The following is a 21,259-nucleotide window of genomic DNA, read 5'->3' on the forward strand; positions in this document are numbered from 1 at the left end:
GATTTTGCCTCTTGACAATGTCCTGCTCATATTAAAAGGAACGTCCCCAAGTGCCGGGTTTCCGCAGTCATTGGGGACAGACTTAAATGACTAGTCTTTTAAGAACGTCCCCAATGACTACCCACAGAATGAGGGTCTCATCGGGGACTAGGTAAATAGCAAAAGCCCCCGCGGCCGAAACGGGCCACGGGGGCAGCAGGCTTGCAAGGGTTAACTCAAGTCCTCGCCATTTGATGCAATGACCTTTTGATACCAGCAGAAGCTGTCCTTTCGGTAGCGATCGAACGTGCCTTTGCCCGTATCATCGGCATCGACATAAACAAAGCCATAGCGCTTCTTCATCTGCCCCGTCGAGGCCGACACCAAATCGATACAGCCCCACGGCGTGTATCCCATCAGGTCAACACCGTCCTCGACAATTGCATCGCGCAGCGCAAGAATATGCCTTCGCAGGTAATCAATATGATACGCATCGTGGACTTTGCCGTCTTCCAGCGCATCGAGTCCGCCCACACCGTTCTCGGCGATAAAGAGCGGAAGATGGTAACGATCGTGGTAGCCGGCAAGCGTCACGCGCAAACCCAGCGCATCGATCTGCCACTTCCAGGCAGTCTCTTTATCCTTGAGGTACGGATTGCGCAACGTCGGGAACACGTTGCCCTCCGCCTTCTCGGCGATCACCTGATCATCGGCGCACACCAAGCGCGAGCAATAGTACGAGAACGAGATGAAGTCGACCGTATGCTCTGCCAGATACTCCGTATCGCCCGGCTCAAAGGGCACGTGAACACCCTCTTTCTCGAGTGCACGCAGCTTCCAAGCAGGATAGGCGCCCGCAGCCATCACGTCTGTGTAGAAGTAGCGGCCGCGGTCCTCCTCATACGCAAGCCATACGTCCTCGGGCGCACAACGGTACGGATAGGTCGCACCGGCAGCGACCATGCAACCCACCTTGTTTGCGGGATCGATCTTGTGCAGAATCTCGACAGCGCGAGCGCTCGCCATAAACATATGGTGCGAGAACGCCGCGGTCACGGCTGCACGGTCACGCTCATCCTCGAGCGTGACACCCGCGTTGAGATAGGACAGCGCCACGCTGTTGATCTCGTTGAACGTAAGCCAATAACGCACGAGGCCCTGGTACGCGCGTCCGACGGTCTCGACGTAGTGCGCATACCGCTCGATCATCTCTCGGCTTTGCCAGCCACCATAGCGCTCGACCAGAGCCAACGGATAGTCGTAGTGCGACAGCGTCACAAGCGGCTCGATTCCATGCTCGCGCAGCGCCTCGAATACCTGACGGTAAAACTCCAAGCCCTCGCCGTTGGGCTCGGTCTCCATCCCTGTGGGAAAAATACGGCTCCAGCAAATTGAAAGACGCAGGCACTTAAAGCCCATCTCGGCAAAGAGCTCGACATCCTCGTGCCAATGATGGAAGAAGTCGTTGCCCCAGCGGCATGGATACAGCCTGTCCGGATCGTCCACGGGCTTTTGCCTGCCAAACATTACATCCCAGCGGTCGGAACCCTGTGGGATCAGGTCGGAGTGCGACATGCCGCGGCCGCCCTCGTTCCAGCCCCCTTCGGCCTGGTTGGCGGCGAGGGCACCACCCCACAAAAAGCCCTCGGGCATACCGGCGGCAGACGTTCTGTCAAAGTAACTCATGCTACTCAGCATCCTCGGCAGAAGCTGCCGCGGCGTTCTCCTGCTCCTGAGCCAGGAGCTGGTTATCGTACACCTTAAAGAACGGGTACCAGACCACAGCCATGACCACGATCAAAACGATCGTAAACACCCAGATGCGCGGGTCGAGGCACTGGACAAAGCCCTGAACGAAGATGGGGAACGTGCCGCTCACCAAGATGTAGAAGTTAGAGACAAGACCCAGTGAGACCGCACCCCAATACAGCAGGGCCGAGATCATGCCGCCTAGCACAAACGGAATCATGAGGATCGGGTTGAAGATGATGGGCGCGCCGAAGATCGCGGGCTCGGAGATACGGAAGAAGCTCGGCACGATCGATGCCCTGCCAAATGCCTTGAGCTGCTGCGACTTTGCCCTAAACGCGCAGAGCGCCACAAAAGAGAACGTATTACCCGTGCCGCCGATGAGGTTGATGGCCAACGACATGAGCACCGGGTGGAACTCAAGCGGCTGCCCGGCAGCATAGAGCGAGGCGTTGGCGGCAAAGGCGGCAAGCGAGACCGGGGCGGTGATGGGCATTACGATCATGTTGCCGTGGACGCCAAAGCACCAAAACAGCAGCGTCATGAAGCAGATAAGCAGTGCGCCGGGCACAGAGTCAACTGCGACGGAAAGCGGGGCAGCGAGCAGCTTCTCGATAACCGAGGGGATGGACAGCGCGGGATCGATCATCTGGATCAGCAGGTTGCCGCCAAAGAAGATGAGGATGTTGGCGAGCATAGGTACGATGGCGCCAAAGGTTTCGGACAAAAACGGCGGCACGCCATCGGGCATCTTGATGGTGATGCCCTTGGTCTGGCAGAAGCGCGTGACCTCGACGGAGACCAAGGCAACGATGATGGCGGTAAACAGGCCCTGCGCACCCAGATAGGTGCAGGGGACCGCCTGGAGCACGGACTCGTCAGCAAGCTGGTAGTAGGACGACGGCGCCGCGGCGATCAGGAACATCACCAGCGAGGTCATGCCGGCGTTAAGCTTGGGCATCTTGTAGGTGCCCGCCAGGTTATAGGCGATTGCGAACGTCACGATCACCGACAGTATGCCCATCGTCATATTGAAGGGGATGAGCAGCGTGAGCTTATTGGCCGTCGCAAAATCGAGCCAAGGGCCAAAGACGGACCAGAACCCGCCCTGCGCCACCAGGTCGGCCGTGACCGGCGGGTTGGCGAGGATCATAAAGACGGCAGATACCAAGATGAAGCTGATCGCGCTCATAAAGCCCTTTTGCATGGAGGCAAAGTGGCGCTCGGTGCCGCAGAAATTGGCGATAGGGGTCAGTTTTTCCTGAAGCAGGGTCATGAACTTCTCCATGGTTGCCTCCTAACCCAACAGCGACTGGGCGAGTGCCAGCACGTTGGCGGCGTTGCCCATGCCGTAGTCCTGTGCGGGGATGACCGCGGTCGGCTTACCGCTCCCCTGCTTGACGGTGTTGAGCTGGTAGGACACCTGCGGCCCCAAGAGCAGCACGTCATAATTGGCGCACGTCTCCTGATACTCGCCGATACCCACCGCATCGATATCGAGCTCGATGCCGTTTTGCTCCGCATATTTCTCGAGTTTCTTCATCAGAATGCTTGTAGACAGACCAGCTGCGCAAACAAGAAGGATCTTCATAAGGGATTCCCTTCGCATTGATTGGTTGGATAGTCACCGCACGCCGCTAGGCGTTCTTGGTTGCAGTGCACTCATACAGGCAGATCAGCTCCTGCACGAGCTCCTGAGCAAGCATGGAGCACATGAGGTGGTCCTGAGCATGGACCAGCAACACATCCACCGACAGATGCTCGCCCGCTGCCTCAGTCGAAAGCAGCTGCGTTTGGATGTGGTGAGCCTTGATTCCCGCATCCTTTGACTGCTTCATGAGTTTGGCGGCGGCGTCAAAATCCCCCGCTTTTGCCTTTTCAAGGGCTTCGAAGGCAAGGCTGCGTGCCTCTCCCGCTGCAGCGACCAGCTGAAACGAAACCATCTCGGTTCCCTGATCGTCCATAACGGTCTCCTCTCCCGTGATGTTTGGTTTGTACTTGAATATTCGAAACGCCTATCTCCCGCCCGCAATCCTCGAGGTTTATTGCAGGTAGACAGACAGGGTTATCGACAAAAGAAGTCTTAAGCCGTATGCGCTTGCACAAGCGCCATCAGCTCATGCCAGGACCGGCGCTCGCGTAGGCGCTCGACCCCCTGGCGGTCCATAAAGATCTCGGCGAGCAGTGAGCTCAAGATCCGCGCCTCATCGCCGCCCGACCGGGCAAACGACACCATAAAGACGATATCGACCTCATGGCCGTATTCGTCCCAAAGAATGGGATGTTCGAGCAGGCCCACGGTAACAAAGGCCTCGGCGCTCAAGGGATGCATCCCATGGGGCATGGCTACCCCATTGCCAAACGAGGTGGCACTCGCGCTCTCGCGCTCGGCGACCTCTTGGGCAAACTGGGCATCGACACGGCCGCTCTCGACGGCGCGCTCGGAGAGATATCGGAGAACGGCCTGCTTCGACGGCGCCTCAACGCGGTTGAAGAACAGGGCACGGCTAAAGAAAGAGCTTACGGAGTCCGATTGCGCAGTGTCGTCGCTCAGCACCTTGCGGATAGCGTTGACATCGCTCGTCTCCAAGAAGAAATCGGCCTCGCGGACGGGCACGGGCAACTTGACGTTGAGCGGCACCGTTGTGAACACGTAGTCGATGTGCGAAAAATCGAACGTTCCCACGCGGGCGACATCGCATGTCTCAATCGAATCGATATACATGCCAAACTGCTTGCGGTACTGGTGCTCGAGCATGCGGGCGCTTCCCGCTCCCGAGGCGCACACGATCAGGATGCGCTTGCGACGCGGCTGGTCGGCTTGCTGCTCGAGGGCCAGGGCAAATGCCATGGCGATGTAGCCGAGCTCTTCATCAGAGGGCTGGCTGCCAAAATGACGCTCGAGTACCTGCGAGGTGCCAGCTGCCATCGAATAGGCCAACGGAAACCTCGTCTTGATATCGGGCAGCATGGGGTTATCCATATGCATGTGATATTCAAGGCGATAGCCCAGAGGGCCGATATGCCGAGCAAGGTTCATGCGAAGTTCAAGATCGCCGCTAAAGTCAAACCTAAACTCATCGTTGACCGCACGTACCATCTCGGAAGCAATCTCCCACATCTCGTCCGAGATAACGGCAGAGCCCTTCTCGGGCACGCCCGTGCCCCTGCCGAGCAAATGGATTGCGATAAAGGCAACCTCTTCTCGGGGCATGCTCACGCCCAGGGCATCCTTGATGTTTGCGGCAATCTGGAAAGCCGCGGCGTATTCGCGCGTTCCCTCCAGTTTTTGAACGTCCGATTCTGCAGCTGGGACATAGCAGCCCTGCTCGATGCGGCCAAGAGCAATGTAAAGATGCATGATGAGATTGCGGGATGCCAGCGAGCTCACCGTGACGGGCGAGGCCGTCAGGGCATCGTCCACACATGCGGCGATGGCCCGCAGGCGCTCGGCGAGCTTTGCATCGTCGGTGTCGGGCAACACGGGCCTCACCAGCGAGGCCAGGCACAGGCGCCGTTGTGACTCCCCGCCCGCAACGCGGATTCCGTAGCGTGGGCGCTTTTCGAGCGTTAAGTCAAATTGGGCGAGTTTCTGCTCTACCAGACGCATGTCATTGGACAGAGTTCGCGCCGAAACGTAGAGTAAATCCGCATACTCCTCAATCGTCACCCACTGGGACCGCATGAGGAGGTCGTTAAGAAGGAAGGACACACGGCCGTCGCGCGTATCAGGAATGCCCGGATGGGCCAGAGCCGCACCGTCTAGCAAGCGAGCAAGCTCATCTGCACGTGCAACATCGATACGATACTGCCCCTTGCTGCCAACGATGCGTGCAACCCCTGCAAGGCTGTCGTTTGCGCGATGGATATAGTTTCTCACGGCGCGCTCGCTTACCTCGAGACGCTTGGCAAGTACCGCGACAGCGACAGGCTGAGCGTCCTCGATCATATTTACAAGCTGCTTGACGCGAGCATCCATGTCCTCCTCCTTTCCCTGCGTCTAGTCTAACGCGGTAAAGAATGACACTCCACGTCGCGCTCGTTCCGCCAACTCGGAACAGGTTGCGGGGAGTCCAGCTGAGCTATGGAGAGCCTGGGGAGAGGGCCCGAAGGCAATGCGTCGGTGTGGGATGCGCCTTCCCAGCCATTGGGCAGTCATTGGGGACAGACTTAAATGAGTAGTCGTTGTGAACGTTGTTGTTTGACTAGTCGTTTAAGAACGTCCCCAATGGCTATTAAGGACTGTCCCAAACTGCCGGCAGGAAAGGACCGTCCCCAAGTGCCGGGTTTGTCCCCAATGACTAGGTGAATAGCAAAAGCCCCGCAGTCGGAGCGGACTGCGGGGCTCATGAAGAGAGGCTAGTTTGTGGGCGCTTTGCCTGGCGCCCACGAGAGAGGCAACAGAGTAGAGACTACTCGTGGATGCGGGTACCGGAGAGGCCGGCCATGGTCTCGGCGGCCTTGTCCAGAGCACCGATGATGCAGGTGCGGCCCTTGCGGGAACGCGCGAACTTGATGGCAGCGCGAACCTTGGGCTCCATGGAACCCTTGCCGAACTGGCCCTCGTCGGCCAGGCGCTCGGCCTCGTCGGCGGTGAGGTCCTCGAGCTCCTCCTGGTTGGGCTTGCCAAAGTTGATGGCGACATGCTCAACGGCGGTCAGCAGGAACAGAACGTCGGCGTCGCAGTCCTCGGCCAGCAGCTCGCCGCCCAGGTCCTTGTCGATGACGGCGGGAACGCCCTTGTAGCAGCCCTTGTTCTCGTAGTCGCGGACGACGGGGATGCCGCCGCCACCGCAGGCGATGACGATGAACTCGTTGTCGAGCAGGTTGAGGATGGAGTCAGCCTCGACGATCTTCTTGGGATCGGGGGAAGCGACGACGCGACGCCAGCCGCGGCCGGAATCCTCGACGAAGACCTTGGAGGGATCCTCGGCCATGAACTCCTTGGCCTGCTCCTCGGTGTAGAAGGGGCCGATCGGCTTGGTCGGATTCTTGAACGCGGGATCGTCGGGATCGCACTCGATCTGGGTGACGACGGTGGCGGCGTGCCAACGCTTATAGCGCTTGTGCATCTCGCGGCCGATGCCCTGCTGCAGGTGGTAGCCGATGTAGCCCTGGGACATGGCGCCGCACTCGGGCAGCGGCATCTCGGGGGTACCGATGGCATCGTGGGCAGCGGCGAAGGCGTTCTGGATCATGCCGACCTGCGGGCCGTTGCCGTGGGTGATGATGATCTCGTTGCCCTGCTCGATAAGACCAAGGAGAGCGTGGGCGGTGTTGCTCACGGCCTCGATCTGCTCGACGGGGTTGTTGCCGAGGGCGTTGCCGCCGAGGGCGACGACAATACGATCGGGCTTGCCAAGAGGCTTAGACATTGCTGGAATCCTTTCTGTAAAAGGCCTACAACCCATTAATAACCCGCGTCCGTGCGATACGCGAGTTTATTAAGGTTTATATTCTCTTTATCGCTCATTTTATTCATTTTGAAAATACCTAAGCGGCGAACGGTCGATTTTACCCGCTCAGCGTAAAGAAGCCCAGTTCAGGCATATCTACGCCATTTACGTGCAACTTTATTTAAATAGAGCAGGGATTAGACCAGATTATGCAAACTATATCTTTGCTAAACACAAAACGGACAGCGCAATATCTTACTCGCACTATACGCGATTCTATACATTAATTTGACGAGTATGCACCCCTGCAAAAACATGGGGCTTTTCATCCAACATAAGGGATAGCCGATCGCGCTTCACCCCGCGGCAAGCGACTGCGAGTTCGCAGTATGGAACTTTACCGTCGGCTTCTGCATGAACGCTGCCGACGCCCTTTCGCTCCTGCGCGCCCAAGCAGCCGAGAACGCTAACGGCGCCACTGCCAACCTGGCCACCCTCAACAACGGCGCCGCCAGCCTTTTCGCAAAGTACCGTGCTGGCTCGCTGGCTTTGAGGCCTAAGTGAGCTTTGCTATTTGCCAATTTTTGTATGATTTGGGTCAAATCTATTTGTCAATTTTTGTATGATTAGGGGCAAATCTATTTGCCAATTTTTGTCAATGAGGTGTTTTAATGCTACGCCGCAAGGTCACTGATAGGCTTTTGAGCTGGAAGAATAACTCCCATAAGGCCCTGCTTGTTACCGGTGCGCGTCAGATTGGCAAGAGCTATGCGATTCGCGCGTTTGGAAAGAGCAACTACGCTTCGTATTATGAGGTCAATCTGCTACTTGATGCCGAGGCAAGAGACGTACTTGTTGGCGCTAAGAACTCCATTGACTTCATCAACCGTGTGGCCCTTCTTGCGGATGCACCGCTTGTTGAAGGAGACACGCTTATCTTCGTCGATGAGATTCAGGAGTATCCGCAGATCGTTACACTTATGAAGGCGCTGGTCGAGGACGGACGCTTTAGCTATGTCTTCTCGGGGTCTATGCTTGGGACTGAGTTTAAGGGGATCTCTTCTTTTCCGGTAGGGTATGTCGAGCACATTGTTATGCGGCCGATGGATTTTGAAGAGTTTTGTTGGGCAAACAGCGTCAGCGAAAATGTGCTTGCAGATATTCGCAGCCGCCTTGTCGAGAGACGTCCCGTCGAAAACTATATTCATGAGGCGATGCTCAAAAACTTTAGAGCCTATATCGTTTGCGGCGGCATGCCGGAGGTCGTTCAGAACTATATCGATTCGGGCTATTCGCTCGTGAGAACGCGTGAGCTTCAAATTCAGCTAGTCGATCAGTACAAAAGCGATATCTCTAAATATGCATCGACTCGAGCGTTTAACGTTCGCTCCATTTTCGAGCAAATTCCCGTTCAGCTTGAGGCGGAGTCCCATCGCTTTATCGTCTCGTCTCTAGGCGAGGGAGCTCGTCTTCAAAAATACGAGCAGGATTTCCTATGGCTGGTGAACGCAGGCGTTGGATTGATGGTCCCCCAGGTGACGGAGGCACGAAGTCCTCTCAAGAGGACGGAGAAAACGACGGCCTTTAAACTATACGAGTCCGATACAGGTATGCTCGCATCGCGGTATCCCGGCAGCACGGCACGCGCCGTCTACCTTGACATGAAAACCCCCAACCTCGGCGGCCTCTATGAGAACGTGGTCGCACAGGAACTCGTTGCCCTCGGAGCAGATACGTGGTACTACCAAACGCGTGAGGTCGGTGAAGTCGACTTTGTAATCGAAGGTGCCCGCGGGCATGTTGTCCCAATCGAAGTCAAATCGGGCAAGAAAGTTCGAGCACATGCAGCCCTCGACCGTTTGATGAGTGTGGGCGAGTACAAAATTCCCGAGGCCGTTGTGCTGAGCCACGAAAACCTTTGCAAAGAGGGCAAGATCCTTTACGTTCCAATCTATATGACATTCTGTCTCGATGAGTTTATGGAAAAGGACGACCCCAACAACGATTTCTCGTTTGCACCCATATCTCTCTAGGTCATCTGAGTCCGCAAGCCAGCCCCCACGCCCAAAGTACTGCGCCTTTCGCGCCAAAGGCGCGAAACAGCAAGGGGATAGAAGGCAGCGACAACCAACTCCCCCACTATGCCCAAAGTGCTGCGATGTTTCGCGCAAAGCGCGAAACAGCACTGGGGCAGCAGAAGGCCACAATCAGCTAGCCCTCCATGCCCAAAGTGGCGCGTGGTTTCGCGGCCACGCCGCGAAACAGCGACCGGGACAAGGCACCCCCACAGCCACGTCCTTCATTCAGCCCCACAATCCGAGGACGTAGTCGTAGCAGGATCTGAGGGCTAACCTTCGCGGACACTCCGCAGGACGAAAGAACCCCCGCCGCACGTAGTGCGCAGCGGGGGTTCTTTCATGTCCGAGGACGTCCGCGAAGGTTAGCCCTCAGATCCTGCGGTGGGAGACCTAGGCCTCGTTGTACACCGTCTTGAGCTTCAGCAGGTGAGCGTAGCGATCCATAGCGGCCTGCTCGTTCTCCTTGAAGAGCTCCTCGGCGCGCTCGGGGAAGGAACGCGTCAGCGAAGCGTAACGGGCCTCGTTCATCAGGAACTCCTGATAACCGCCCGCGGGCTCCTTGGAATCGAGCGAGAACTTCTTGCCGGCAGCAGCCTCGGGGTTGAAGCGGAAGAGGTTCCAGTAACCGCACTCGACAGCCTTCTTCATCTCGGCCTGGCAGTTCTGCATGCCGCCCTTCTTGATGGAGTGCATCTCGCAGGGGCTGTAGCCGATGATGAGGGACGGACCGTCGTAGGCCTCGGCCTCGTGGATGGCCTTGAGGGTCTGAGCCGGGTTGGCGCCCATGGCGACCTGCGCCACGTAGACATAGCCGTAGCTCATGGCAATCTCGGCCAGAGACTTCTTCTTGGTCACCTTACCGGCAGCGGCGAACTGAGCAACCTGGCCCAGGTTCGAGGCCTTGGAGGCCTGACCGCCGGTGTTGGAGTAGACCTCGGTGTCGAAGACGAAGACGTTGACGTTGTGGCCGGAAGCCAGGACGTGGTCCAGGCCACCGAAGCCGATATCGTAGGCCCAACCGTCGCCGCCGAAAATCCAGAAGGACTTCTTGGTGAGGTAAGCCTTGTCGGCGAGGATCGCCTTGGAAGCGTCGCAGCCGCACTTCTCGAGCTCGGCAACGTAGGCAGCGGCAGCGGTCTTGGAAGCCTCGGCGTCGTTGACGGAGTCGATCCAAGCCTGACCGGCGGCCTTGAGCTCGTCGGACGGACCGTCAGCGGCGATGATCTCTTGCGTAGCAGCGATCAGCTTCTTCTGAACGGCCTCGTAACCGACGGCCATGCCCAGACCGTGCTCGGCATTGTCCTCGAACAGGGAGTTGTTCCACGCCGGGCCGTGACCGTCCTTGTCCTTGCAGTAAGGAGCGGTGGCAGCGGGGTTGCCCCAAATGGAGGAGCAGCCGGTGGCGTTGGAGATGAACATGCGGTCGCCGGCGACCTGGGTCACCAGACGTGCATAGGCGGTCTCGGCGCAGCCGGCGCAGGAGCCGGAGAACTCCAGGTAGGGCTGCTTAAACTGGCTGCCCTTGACGTTGGCCGCGATGAGCTCCTTCTTCTCGGAGACGTTCTCGACCATGTAGTCCCAAACGGGCTGCTGGTCCATCTCCTGCTCGGTGGGAACCATCTCGAGGGCGCCCTTGGGGCAGACCTTGACGCAGTTGGTGCAGCCCATGCAGTCGAGCGGGGACACGGCCATGGTGAACTTCATGCCCTTGGCCTTGGGGCCCATGGCGTCGAGCGTGCGGGTAGCCTCGGGCGCGGCGGCAGCCTCGTCCTCGGTCATCGCGAACGGACGGATGGTGGCATGCGGGCACACATAGGCGCACTGGTTGCACTGGATGCACTTGGTCTCGTCCCAGTGAGGAACGACCACGGCGACGCCGCGCTTCTCGTATGCGGAGGCGCCCAGCTCAAACTGGCCGTCGGCGCAATCGACAAAGGCGGAAACGGGCAGGCTGTCGCCATCCATGCGATCGATGGGCTCGAGCAGGTTCTTGACCTGCTGGGCGATGGCGGACTTGGTCTCCTCGGAGAGCTCGACGGGAGCGGCATCCTCGGCAGTTGCCCAGTCGGCCGGAACCTCGAACTTACGGAAGGCGGTAGCGCCGGCATCGATGGCCTTGTGGTTGGCGTCGACGATGGCCTGGCCCTTCTTCATGTAGGACTTGGTGGCCGCGTCCTTCATGTACTGCAGGGCGTCCTCGGCGGGCAGGACCTTGGCCAGCGCGAAGAAGGCGGACTGGAGCACCGTGTTGGTGCGCTTGCCCATGCCGACCTTGGCGGCCAGGTCGATAGCGTCGATCAGGTAGACGTTGACGTTGTTGTTCGCGATGTAGCGCTTGGCCACGGCGGGCATGTGCTCGGCGAACTCCTCGTCGCTCCACTGGCAGTTGACCAGGAAGGTGCCGCCCGGCTTGACGTCGCGGACCATCTTGAAGCCCTTAACGATGTAGCTGGGGTTGTGGCAGGCAACAAAGTCGGCCTTGGTCACGTAGTACGGCGAGCGGATTGGGGAATCACCAAAGCGCAGGTGCGAGACGGTGACGCCGCCGGTCTTCTTGGAGTCGTACTGGAAGTAGGCCTGGACGTACTTGTCGGTGTGGTCGCCGATGATCTTGATCGAGTTCTTGTTGGCGCCGACGGTACCGTCGCCACCCAGACCCCAGAACTTGCACTCGATGGTGCCGGGAGCCGCGGTGTTGGGCGCATCCTCGGCCTCGGGCAGGCTCAGATTGGTCACGTCATCGACAATGCCGATGGTGAACTCGCGCTTGGGCTCGTCCTTCTTAAGCTCCTCGAAGACAGCGAACGCGGACGCGGGAGGCGTGTCCTTGCTGCCCAGGCCGTAACGGCCGCCGACGACCTTGATGCCCGTCTTGCCGGCCTCGTAGAGGGCGGAGACGACGTCCTGGTAGAGCGGCTCGCCGATGGAACCCGGCTCCTTGGTGCGGTCCATAACGGCGATCTTCTGGACGGTCTCGGGGAGAACGTCGACAAAGTGCTTGATGGAGAACGGACGGAACAGGCGAACCTTGACCAGGCCGACCTTCTCGCCGTGAGCGTTGAGGTAGTCGATGACTTCCTCGAGCACGTCGCAGAAGGAGCCCATGCACACGACGACGCGATCGGCATCGGGAGCGCCGTAGTAGTTGAACAGGCCGTAATCGGTGCCGAGCTTCTCGTTGATCTTCTTCATGTAGCCCTCGACAACGGCGGGAAGCTCGTCGTAGACCTTGTTGCAGGCCTCGCGGTTCTGGAAGAAGATGTCGCCGTTCTCGTGGCTACCGCGAGTGTGCGGGTGCTCAGGGTTGAGCGCGTGATCGCGGAAAGCCTGGACGGCGTCCATGTCGCACATCTCGGCCAGATCCTTGTAGTCCCACATGGCGACCTTCTGGATCTCGTGGCTGGTGCGGAAGCCGTCGAAGAAGTTAAGGAACGGGGTCTTACCCTCGATGGCGGCAAGGTGAGCCACCGGCGAGAGGTCCATGACCTCCTGGACGTTGCCCTCGGCGAGCATGGCGAAGCCGGTCTGACGGCAAGCCATGACGTCGGAGTGATCGCCAAAGATGTTCAGGGCGTGGGAAGCGACGCAACGCGCGGAGACGTGGAAGACGCCCGGGAGCTGCTCGCCCGCGATCTTGTACATGTTCGGGATCATCAGGAGCAGGCCCTGAGAAGCCGTGTAGGTGGTGGTCAGAGCACCGGCGCCCAGCGAACCGTGAACGGTACCGGCTGCACCCGCCTCGGACTCCATCTCGACGACCTTGACCGGGGTGCCGAAGATGTTCTTGCGACCCTGGGCCGCCCACTGGTCGACATGGTCGGCCATCGGGCTGGACGGCGTAATGGGATAAATTCCCGCTACCTCGGTGTACGCATACGAAACATATGCGGCCGCCTCGTTGCCGTCCATAGACTTAAACTTACGCGCCATATACCCCTCTCCTCTCATATAGGTATACAGGCCCCGGCGATCGCCGGGATGTTGGCGTGATGGGATTTTCGTTGTTGCTTCCGATCATCTGACAGGCGGACTCAGCAGCAGGTACATGGCGTGGAGAGAAGGCATGCCGAGGCGAGGAGGGCTTCACGCGCTCCACAGACCCAGCTACCCGTCTTGCACATGACCGAGCGCCGCAAAGGCCGCATGCCGGATGCTCCCGGGCACGCCCCGGCGATGGGAAGCGCCCGCAACGGAAATCCGCATGCGGGTTTATTGTACCCCGCCGTCAAGTGTAATTTCGACAAATATAGGTGGGCGGTAAAGGTTTACCTTAGGTGACCGCCAAGGGCCAAAATGGTCCCTCCATCCCCGGACGACTGGCTCTGACGCGCCAAGGAGTGTCCCCAAGTACCGGCAGGAAAGGAACGTCCCTAACTGCCGGCTAGAGGGCGCCGAGCAGGATGGCGTAGGTGGTGGATTCGCCGAGTTTGAGCTCGTCGCCGGGGTTGAGCTGGGCGGAGCGGCCGGGCTCTACTTGAATACACACACTCGTGGCCCCGTTTACCACCACGGTGCCGTTAGTGGACGACAGGTCCTCGACAAACCATGCGCCAGACTCGTCGCACCAGATATGGGCATGGCGGGCCGAGACGTCGTCGGTGATGCCGCCCTCCCCCGTTGCCAGCGCGCCGATCTCAACGCCTTCCTCACTCGGCTGAATCCAGCGCGGGACGCTCACCACGTAGCCGTTTTGCACGCACAGCAGTCCCAGCGGATGCGCCGGCGCGACCTCGTGCTCGCCCGCGACCGAAGATGTGCTCAGCGAGCGCGGCGTCGACGTGTCGCCGCCACGGGTCGCATGAGCGCGGCGGCTCGCCCGACTTGGAACTAAGGCGGGCGTGAGAGCAAACGGCATAGGGAACGAATCTTGCGGATGTACTCCTCGACGTCAGGCAGGTAAGCCCCACGAAGTCACCGGGGAGGCCCAAGCGGCCCGGCACCACTTCCAGATTCTGACCAGGGCGAGTCGTTCGCCGGTGGCTGAAGGCTCGCTCCCACCCAAAAGGGGAGATTCGCGTTGTTCCCCAATCGCTCTCGCATCTTTCATTTTGCTCGAGGTGGGCTATAAAAACTTTCCTGGTGAAAGGCGGCGATTGGTTTCCTTTCTTTCTAGAGGAGCGCGCCTGTAATCTGTTTTCATCCTAAATCAAGTTAAGATCGGACCTTCCAGAGGCAAGTCGACTCAAACTGCAAGGCTCCATGTTGGAATAAAGAGCGCTGTCGAAGTGCCAACAACACAAAGCTTGCCAGTCTCAAATAGAACCTTTTGGGAGTCCGATTGGGCCGCACACCGAATCCCCGCTGGTGGTTTTTTATAGCTGCGCAACAATAAACAAGGTTAGTGCCAGTCCAGCATGAAATTGAGGAACGTATGCATTTTTTCTCAGTAAGTGATCGTCGTTACTGCTTCGATGAGGTCACTCGCAATTGCTTTCAGGTTGACCAAGCATCAGAAGATGCGCTTCGCATATTTGAAGCATCGGGAAGAACGGTCAACTCGAAGTTGCTAACAAAGTCACTTGCTGCGAAAGGCTACGACCAAACGACCATAGCAGAACTTGAAGACGACATTGATGAGTATCAACGATTGTCTGAGCGGACTTTCTTAACAAAAGACACGCCTCGAAAACTTAGATCCATCGAACTCCACGTTTCACATGCATGCAACCTTGGTTGTAGTTACTGTTTTGCCGGTAAAGGAGATTATGGAACGTCTCCTCTGCTGATGACAGACGAGATAGCCTTCAAGGCGGTCGACTACCTCGTCGCAAGTTCATCGGAAAACGAAACGCTTGCGATCGTCTTTTTTGGTGGGGAACCCATGATTAACGAGCCGCTGATATGGAAAACGGTCGACTATTCAAAAAGAATATACCCCAATAGAAACTTTACCTATTCTATTACGACCAACGGAACGCTTTTGAATGACACTGCTGTGAATTCTTTCAAGGAGCACGGGTTTTCTGTTCTGATTAGTCTCGATGGTACAGGATGCAAGCACGATGCATCGCGCCCGTACAAGACGGGAGGCGGCTCTTTCTCCGATATCGACAAAAACGTTCGTCGTTTTTCCGAGTCGTTCCCCTTCGGCGCAAGAGCGACCTTAACAAATAATAACTGTAACCTTGTTGAAGACTATCTTCAGTTTAAAGAGATGGGCTTCAGAAGGATTTACTTCTCGCCCGTGAGCTCATTCGATGAGAATATCAAACTCGACGAACACTCATTAAACAAAATCAGGGCGGGCCTAATAGATTTGGCGGATCAATATCTCAAACAGATTGATCAAGGGGAAAAGCCCTTGTTTAGAACATTGAAAACTGCAGTTGATTTGATTATGAGCAACAGGATCGCCTTTGTCGGATGCGGGGCTGGCAGGCGTTTTATTTCCGTGACTCCCGAAGGGGACGTATACCCCTGTCACAGGTTTGTCGGGATGATGCGATTCAAAATGGGCAACATCGTCACCGGAATTGACGAAACTAGGTATATTGAAAACTGGAGTCAGGGTGTCGAAAAAAGAATTGACTGTACGGACTGTTGGGCTCGGTCTTTCTGTGGTGGGGGCTGTAGCTGGGAGGCTGCAGACGAGCACGGCTACTTGCCCAAGAGTCTACACCCTGCATCATGTGAATATAGAAAGATGTGCTACGAGATGGCTTTTGACCTTATTTCCCGCCACTCATCTTCGCAGGAGAAAAATCAACGAGAAGCTACTGTATCGGAATAAGCGGTTCAGCGCATTGCTGTCACCATTGTGGAGGTGTTCGTTCTTCTGATTACCGTCTGCGAAGCTTATTGCTACGTTCGCCGAAACCATTCTAGAAATATGGTGAACTAGACATCTTGGTTTGTTATACACAATATTGAGGTTTTTCTGCACTCAAAGGGAGGTAGTCGTGAAGCATATTCATCCGATTAATCCAGGAAGTGGCGATGAGGCAGGCGTGAAGCCGATGTCTTTTGACTGCCTCTTGGGCATTACTGACATCTGTACTGTTTATGATAAAGCAGATGGCTGTGGTGCATACGATTACTGCGACTATGACATGGATGGCGGCAGCATCTGCGTTGTAGATCACTGTGGCATTGATCAAACGTAGTCTCTAATTGGATTAAGGTGAGGAGCTGTTATGAAGCATATCCATCCTGTTGGTTCAAATGAACATCCTCCCGTTGAGCCTTGTTGTCTTGGAGTTGATATATGCAATTTTTACGACATCGCCGAGTGCCCTGTTGCGGATTGGTGCTATGTCGATAAAGAATCAAGCTGTGTTTTGCCAGCAGATTGGTGCGATCCAGTTGACGAGTAGTTTTGTGGCTAGGAACTATTTGGTCCAATTCAGAATAAGATGGGAACAAATACCAAAATCTCGTGTCTGGGAGGAGTTATGCCATTATTGCAAGGTCTCGTTGGATTAGCCTTTATACTTGCGTTATATCTGGCACCTTTTTTAATTCTATTCTTCATTATCCGACTCTTTCTTCGGAGAAAATAGGAGTGTCACGCAAACATTAGCGTAGCTTTCTTCCAATATGAGCCGAGCATTGGCAAGTGGAATAAGAAGCCCGACCGTTCGCCACATGAAAGTGATCGGACGGGCTTCTCTATTTAACCCGGGCCGCCACCCATAGCGGCTTTCCAAGCGTATTCTCAGTGCAAAGCAATCGTCAGTTTAATCCTATGCGCTGATACCGCATTTCATTTTTCGGCTCGAATTCTACGGCCTGGCAACCCTCGCACTCTCCGGCAAATGGATTGAACGCGAAGGCAGAGATGATGTGTGCGTGGACATCGAGGCTGCTGTAGGCAACATACTGGGACATGGACCCCCGCTGCGCGTGGTATGCGGCCCGGCATATTCATTGCCGTCCAACCCCGTGTAGTTGCAGCAAAGGGTGGAACCTCAATGCTCAGCTCATGTTGTCCGTGGGACACGAGAATCGTAAGTACACTTTGGTGCGATTCTCACGCTGATACTGAGCCACCTGGAATAAGATACGTCGCGACAACACTTCGCTTCACCTCTGTCTCGACAAGATGACGTAGACTAAAGTTTCCTTTAGTAAGAGAACGAGAACTATATCTGAAAGCGTTGCGATGGCGTGAAGGCACCGAGTCCGAACCGCCTGAATGCTCCGTGCATCTGCATCGCCTTTTTGTTATCTCTGCCAGTTGGGTAGCACTACACTTGTCATCATTTACCCTGGTACATGCTGCCTAAATCCACTACCCCTTCTACCGCGCCGACCATCTCGTCATCGTGAGAGACAACGATGATCAGCTGGCTTTGCTTGTTGCGCTTAACATAGGCCGCAAGCTCGGCGCGGCTTACAGCGTCTAACCCAGTCGTGGGCTCGTCGAGTACCAAAACTGACGACTTGCGTGAAATCGCCGACCATAAGTACACTCGGCGCAGCTCACCGCCCGAAAGCGCGGAGCAACGTTTCCCGAGCAACTCCTTCACGCTGTTTTCCAGCGAAAGTAGGCCATCTACACCCCGGTGATAGGAAGAAAAGGGCGTGTCGAAATACTCTAACAGCTCTTTCACCGTTTCGTCCGGCGCGAAGCACGACTGTGGGCAGCACGATATCTCTCTCGCACGTATGTAATCCAAGTCGCATTCTTCGATTGGCACGCCGTTGTATTTTACTTTGCCTTTCGATGAGTATAGCCCGAGCATCAAGTAAAGAAGTGACGTCTTGCCTCTTCCGTTTTCCCCAACTATGCAATATGTACCAGGACCGGAAAACTTGAAAGAAAACCCGCCGAGGACCTCTCGGACAGATCCGTCTGGAAGGGCAACCGAGAATTCCAAATCAGATACCGAAATGTCATTTATTTCATCGAGTTTAGCTAAATCGGTCCGATTCCACCCCGATCTCTCCTTTTCTCTCGTCGCGATAGCCGTCCTATCCCATGATGCTTTGGCATCTTGATAGGATTTGAACAATGACATCATACTTTTCAAAGTCTTAAAGAGAACCGCGAAGTATGTACCGATGATAGTGTACTCGCCTATTGACATAGTTCCGTTAATGATTCGTACTCCGGAAACAACAAGTATCACCGCTTGAAACAACGCTGCGAAAAGACCATCGAGCGATGTCAGAGAATATGATAGCTTTCCGGAGCGCAAAACTTTGGGAAAATAGCTCTTAAACCCAGCGTCGAGCGCTTGTTCGCTCTTGCCGTACGAAGATGTCAGTTGAATGTTGAGAATCTGATTAAGCTGCGATGCAATTGCGGCGTAAAAGGCGCTGTCCGCCTCTTTCTTCTCATACGTGACCCTATACAAAAGTTTCCTCAACCCAGTAATTACACAGAAATACACGATGAGGAGAATGATGGAAAACACCGCGAGAGTTGAATCAATTGACCATATGATAAGCAATACGATGGGAATGGCTACAATGGACAGCGGCGCACTGATAAAATTCGCCAAAACGAAGGATGAGACCACGCTAGAGTCGGAAATAATCCGTTGCGTTGTATAGGCTGGATCGATGGTCCGACTCACCAAGTAATCGTCTCTTTCAAAACGCAAGACGGCCTCCCTGAGAAGATCAAAGGAAAGTCTCGTGGTTATGCGAATGGAAAGTGTTCCTGCAAAATAAGTAAAGAGGGTGGAGAAAACTCCTATTGACGCAACCAGGAGCGCGAAGAGTACGGCGTCTCTTTCGCTGCGGTTACCGAGAAGAAAATCTAAGAATTTCCCGTTCACGTATGGCATGGCATAGGAGAGAGCGGTTCCAATCACCGTGATAGCAATGAAGACGAAAGCCCCTTTTGCTCTGATGAACCTCGAGAGAACGCATCGAATCAAGGAAGGCCCCAATCTACCCGCCACAAAACATCAATCACTGATACCTTACACCTCAACACAACAGGAGCGAAGATTTGCCAATGAGACTGCTTTAAGATTGCCTTGGGCCAATACGATCTCAAGCTCTTCCTACAAGAGAGTCGGAATCGGACATCTCCTCCGACGAACCTGGCAATCGGGCGGTTGAAATATCTTTTTCAACCGCCCGATTGCCACAATAGATTTGAGCATTCGCCCACAAACGTCCGCGTTTTATACCCATCAAATCCTTTGCCTTTTGTCGTCTAGACTAGAAAAATCGCTCGAAATAACGCAACCGGCCTGCTCGCTTGAAGAAACCTAAGCCCGTAACGTAGATGTGCAAACTTCCGAAACGCCTTGCGCGGCATAGTGCGTATAAACTTCGTCAACCGCCTCAGAAATATCTGAGTATCGCGCCGGGTCAAAAGCATACGATGTCGCAGCTATACCCTGCACCCATTCGGAACGCGGATTAATTGAATAGCCACACAGCATCATCATACATGCATCTAGACCTGATTTCCCAAGTATCCGACGTATTGATGAGAGCATCGCGGGTCGCCCCCGCACCATCGTCGTCACCCCTATTAGCAGTATTTACCGTTTTTCTCTAAATGCGTATCGCCACCCTTAAGAATACGAAGTGTTTTATCCAGACCCGATTGTCCTCCATCTCAAACGAAGGGATAAGGAATCTCATCCGGAATCGGCAGTAACGGAGGATTCACAACGACAAGCGAAAAACATGAGTCATCTCTCAGAGGGGAGTAAAGGCTCCCCTCAAGCACCCTAGTTTCGTCATCCAAAGAGTTGATGGCAGTGTTTTTCTTACAAAGGTCGACAACAAAAGGGTTGATTTCTACAGATGTTACATCCATGCCACAGTTGGTAAGTATCAGGCCCTGTATTCTGGGGCCAGAACACAAATCGAGAGCCTTCCGTGCGCTCTGCGGTGTAAGGCGCCAATCTCAGCAAATCTGTCCCACAATACTGCGCTGAAGAACAACACGGAACCCCTGAGCCAAACTCCCCTATACCTTATTAAGGCTAAGACAGGCAAGTTCACGCACCCGGCATATTCCAGAATAACATCCTATTGTTTTAGATGCTCTACAAGCATGAACAGCCGCGAATCGGAAAGATCTTCTAGTTTCGCCCCGACTGACCGCCAAGGGCCAAAATGGCCTCTCCATCCCCAGGCGACCGGCTCTGGCGCGCCGAGGAGTGTCCCCAAGTGCCGGCAGAAAAGGAACGTCCCTAACTGCCGGCTAGAGGGCGCCGAAGAGGATGGCGTAGGTAGTGGATTCGCCGAGCTTGAGCTCGTCGCCGGGATTGAGTTGGGCGGAACGGCCGGGCTCGACCTGAATGCAGACGCGCGTGGCCCCGTTTACCACCACGGTTCCGTTGGTGGACGACAAGTCCTCGACGTGCCAGATATTTTGAGCATCGCACCAGATATGGGCATGGCGGGCCGAGACATCGTCGCCGACGTCGGTAATATCGCCCTCACCAGTGGCCAGCGCGCCAATCTCAACACCCTGCTCACTCGGCTGAATCCAGCGCGGGGCGCTCACGACAAAACTGTTTTGTACGCGCAGCAAGCCCAAGGGGTGCGCCGGGGCGGGTTCGCGTTCGCCCGCGGTCATCGACATGCCAAGCGAACGCGGCGTGGAGGTGCCTCCGCCACAGGTCGCGTGCGCGTAGTCGATGGCATAGTTCACCGAGGACCGCACATCCGCCGAACAACCGACGGCGACAAACAGCACCAGCACGGCCTCGGCGCGCTCGGCGGGCATGAGTTCCGCCGCCTGGGACAGGCGATCGAGCGCGTTGCGATAGAGATTCGTGTCCTGGTGGCACTCTTCGAGCGCGCGTACCATCGGTTCACCTGCAGGACCGCACACCATATTGATCACAGCCGTGGAGTCCATGGGATTGCGCTGGCGCAGGGCCAGTTGCGACATAATACGCGCAGCCGAGGTACCGTATTCGGCAAAGTAGCGCTGCTGAAGCGTGCCGACCGGCGCGCGAACGATAAAGCGGGAAACCCAAGAGCGATCGGCGGCTCGGCTCTGCGGGCTGCGGCCGTCGGCGAGCGGACGGGACGAAAGCACCAAGCCGCACAGCTCGATATGGCTCAGATGCGCTGCGCGCTTAAAGATGTCAAACATGGCCCCGCATGGGGTGAGCTCAACTTGAGATGCCATGA

The 21,259-nt window shown here is 56.1% G+C and carries 14 protein-coding genes and 1 pseudogene; 4 read left to right on the forward strand and 11 right to left on the reverse strand.

All coding sequences use genetic code 11. The features are described from left to right. Positions 1-210 precede the first annotated feature (210 nt). The 6 genes from DWV58_RS04705 to arcC all read right to left on the reverse strand — a co-directional run bounded on the left by DWV58_RS04705 (position 211) and on the right by arcC (position 7,103). Positions 211-1,665: a family 1 glycosylhydrolase gene (locus DWV58_RS04705; protein WP_117776360.1), complete on the reverse strand. Its 1,455-nt coding sequence runs from the start codon at positions 1,663-1,665 to the stop codon at positions 211-213. 1 nt (position 1,666) lies between these two features. Then, on the reverse strand, positions 1,667-3,016 hold the full coding sequence (locus DWV58_RS04710; protein ID WP_117776361.1) for a PTS sugar transporter subunit IIC: 1,350 nt from the start codon (positions 3,014-3,016) through the stop codon (positions 1,667-1,669). A gap of 9 nt (positions 3,017-3,025) precedes the next feature. Beyond that, positions 3,026-3,319 carry a PTS sugar transporter subunit IIB gene (locus DWV58_RS04715; protein WP_117648560.1) on the reverse strand — a complete coding sequence of 98 codons (294 nt, stop codon included), beginning with the start codon at positions 3,317-3,319 and terminating at the stop codon, positions 3,026-3,028. 46 nt (positions 3,320-3,365) lie between these two features. Beyond that, positions 3,366-3,692: a PTS lactose/cellobiose transporter subunit IIA gene (locus tag DWV58_RS04720; protein ID WP_117648559.1), complete on the reverse strand. Its 327-nt coding sequence runs from the start codon at positions 3,690-3,692 to the stop codon at positions 3,366-3,368. Positions 3,693-3,811: 119 nt separating this feature from the next. Further along, on the reverse strand, positions 3,812-5,707 hold the full coding sequence (locus DWV58_RS04725; RefSeq protein ID WP_117648558.1) for a BglG family transcription antiterminator: 1,896 nt from the start codon (positions 5,705-5,707) through the stop codon (positions 3,812-3,814). 433 nt (positions 5,708-6,140) lie between these two features. Further along, positions 6,141-7,103: a carbamate kinase gene (gene arcC / locus DWV58_RS04730; protein WP_006235166.1), complete on the reverse strand. Its 963-nt coding sequence runs from the start codon at positions 7,101-7,103 to the stop codon at positions 6,141-6,143. 435 nt (positions 7,104-7,538) lie between these two features. On the opposite strand from arcC, the gene DWV58_RS09850 reads away from it, so the two are divergent. Both DWV58_RS09850 and DWV58_RS04735 read left to right on the forward strand, forming a co-directional pair. After that, positions 7,539-7,688, forward strand: a complete 150-nt coding sequence (locus tag DWV58_RS09850; protein ID WP_158551673.1) for a hypothetical protein — start codon at positions 7,539-7,541, stop codon at positions 7,686-7,688. Positions 7,689-7,795: 107 nt separating this feature from the next. Continuing rightward, entirely contained in the window at positions 7,796-9,157 is a 1,362-nt protein-coding gene (locus tag DWV58_RS04735; RefSeq protein ID WP_117584183.1) for an ATP-binding protein, read from the forward strand. Positions 9,158-9,592: 435 nt separating this feature from the next. On the opposite strand, the gene nifJ is transcribed toward DWV58_RS04735, so the two are convergent. Together nifJ and DWV58_RS04745 are read right to left on the reverse strand one after the other, a co-directional pair. Next, positions 9,593-13,132: a pyruvate:ferredoxin (flavodoxin) oxidoreductase gene (gene nifJ, locus DWV58_RS04740; protein ID WP_117776362.1), complete on the reverse strand. Its 3,540-nt coding sequence runs from the start codon at positions 13,130-13,132 to the stop codon at positions 9,593-9,595. A 451-nt stretch (positions 13,133-13,583) separates the two neighbouring features. Next, on the reverse strand, positions 13,584-14,057 hold the full coding sequence (locus DWV58_RS04745; RefSeq protein ID WP_055285289.1) for an FHA domain-containing protein: 474 nt from the start codon (positions 14,055-14,057) through the stop codon (positions 13,584-13,586). Between the two features lie 516 nt (positions 14,058-14,573). Between DWV58_RS04745 and DWV58_RS04750 the strand changes: the two genes are divergently transcribed. Together DWV58_RS04750 and DWV58_RS09800 are read left to right on the forward strand one after the other, a co-directional pair. Continuing rightward, complete coding sequence (locus DWV58_RS04750; protein ID WP_082421808.1) at positions 14,574-15,932, forward strand: radical SAM/SPASM domain-containing protein; 1,359 nt, start codon at positions 14,574-14,576, stop codon at positions 15,930-15,932. A 169-nt stretch (positions 15,933-16,101) separates the two neighbouring features. Continuing rightward, positions 16,102-16,305 (forward strand): hypothetical protein, encoded by a 204-nt coding sequence (locus DWV58_RS09800; protein ID WP_124785779.1) that lies wholly within the window; start codon positions 16,102-16,104, stop codon positions 16,303-16,305. A gap of 1,095 nt (positions 16,306-17,400) precedes the next feature. Here the strand turns inward: DWV58_RS09800 and DWV58_RS04760 are convergent. From DWV58_RS04760 to DWV58_RS04770, 3 genes and pseudogenes are all read right to left on the reverse strand, one after another. Continuing rightward, positions 17,401-19,029, reverse strand: a complete 1,629-nt coding sequence (locus tag DWV58_RS04760; RefSeq protein ID WP_117564924.1) for an ABC transporter ATP-binding protein — start codon at positions 19,027-19,029, stop codon at positions 17,401-17,403. 695 nt (positions 19,030-19,724) lie between these two features. Next, positions 19,725-19,991, reverse strand: a pseudogene (locus DWV58_RS10145) (methyltransferase); the annotation flags it as partial. A 327-nt stretch (positions 19,992-20,318) separates the two neighbouring features. Next, a complete protein-coding gene (locus DWV58_RS04770; protein WP_022094220.1) occupies positions 20,319-21,257 on the reverse strand; it encodes an FHA domain-containing protein in 939 nt (312 codons plus the stop codon). Positions 21,258-21,259: the final 2 nt, after the last annotated feature.

Source organism: Collinsella sp. AF11-11 (genome assembly GCF_003465485.1).
Lineage (GTDB): Bacteria > Actinomycetota > Coriobacteriia > Coriobacteriales > Coriobacteriaceae > Collinsella.

Excerpts from the sequence above, each read along its gene's own strand:
- DWV58_RS04705 (WP_117776360.1), bottom strand. The coding sequence starts at position 1,665 with ATGAGTTACTTTGACAGAACGTCTGCCGCCGGTATGCCCGAGGGCTTT.
- DWV58_RS04725 (WP_117648558.1), bottom strand. The coding sequence starts at position 5,707 with ATGGATGCTCGCGTCAAGCAGCTTGTAAATATGATCGAGGACGCTCAG.
- DWV58_RS04710 (WP_117776361.1), bottom strand. The coding sequence starts at position 3,016 with ATGGAGAAGTTCATGACCCTGCTTCAGGAAAAACTGACCCCTATCGCC.
- DWV58_RS04750 (WP_082421808.1), top strand. The coding sequence starts at position 14,574 with ATGCATTTTTTCTCAGTAAGTGATCGTCGTTACTGCTTCGATGAGGTC.
- DWV58_RS04715 (WP_117648560.1), bottom strand. The coding sequence starts at position 3,319 with ATGAAGATCCTTCTTGTTTGCGCAGCTGGTCTGTCTACAAGCATTCTG.
- DWV58_RS04770 (WP_022094220.1), bottom strand. The coding sequence starts at position 21,257 with ATGGCATCTCAAGTTGAGCTCACCCCATGCGGGGCCATGTTTGACATC.
- DWV58_RS04720 (WP_117648559.1), bottom strand. The coding sequence starts at position 3,692 with ATGGACGATCAGGGAACCGAGATGGTTTCGTTTCAGCTGGTCGCTGCA.
- nifJ (WP_117776362.1), bottom strand. The coding sequence starts at position 13,132 with ATGGCGCGTAAGTTTAAGTCTATGGACGGCAACGAGGCGGCCGCATAT.
- arcC (WP_006235166.1), bottom strand. The coding sequence starts at position 7,103 with ATGTCTAAGCCTCTTGGCAAGCCCGATCGTATTGTCGTCGCCCTCGGC.
- DWV58_RS09850 (WP_158551673.1), top strand. The coding sequence starts at position 7,539 with ATGAACGCTGCCGACGCCCTTTCGCTCCTGCGCGCCCAAGCAGCCGAG.
- DWV58_RS04745 (WP_055285289.1), bottom strand. The coding sequence starts at position 14,057 with ATGCCGTTTGCTCTCACGCCCGCCTTAGTTCCAAGTCGGGCGAGCCGC.
- DWV58_RS04735 (WP_117584183.1), top strand. The coding sequence starts at position 7,796 with ATGCTACGCCGCAAGGTCACTGATAGGCTTTTGAGCTGGAAGAATAAC.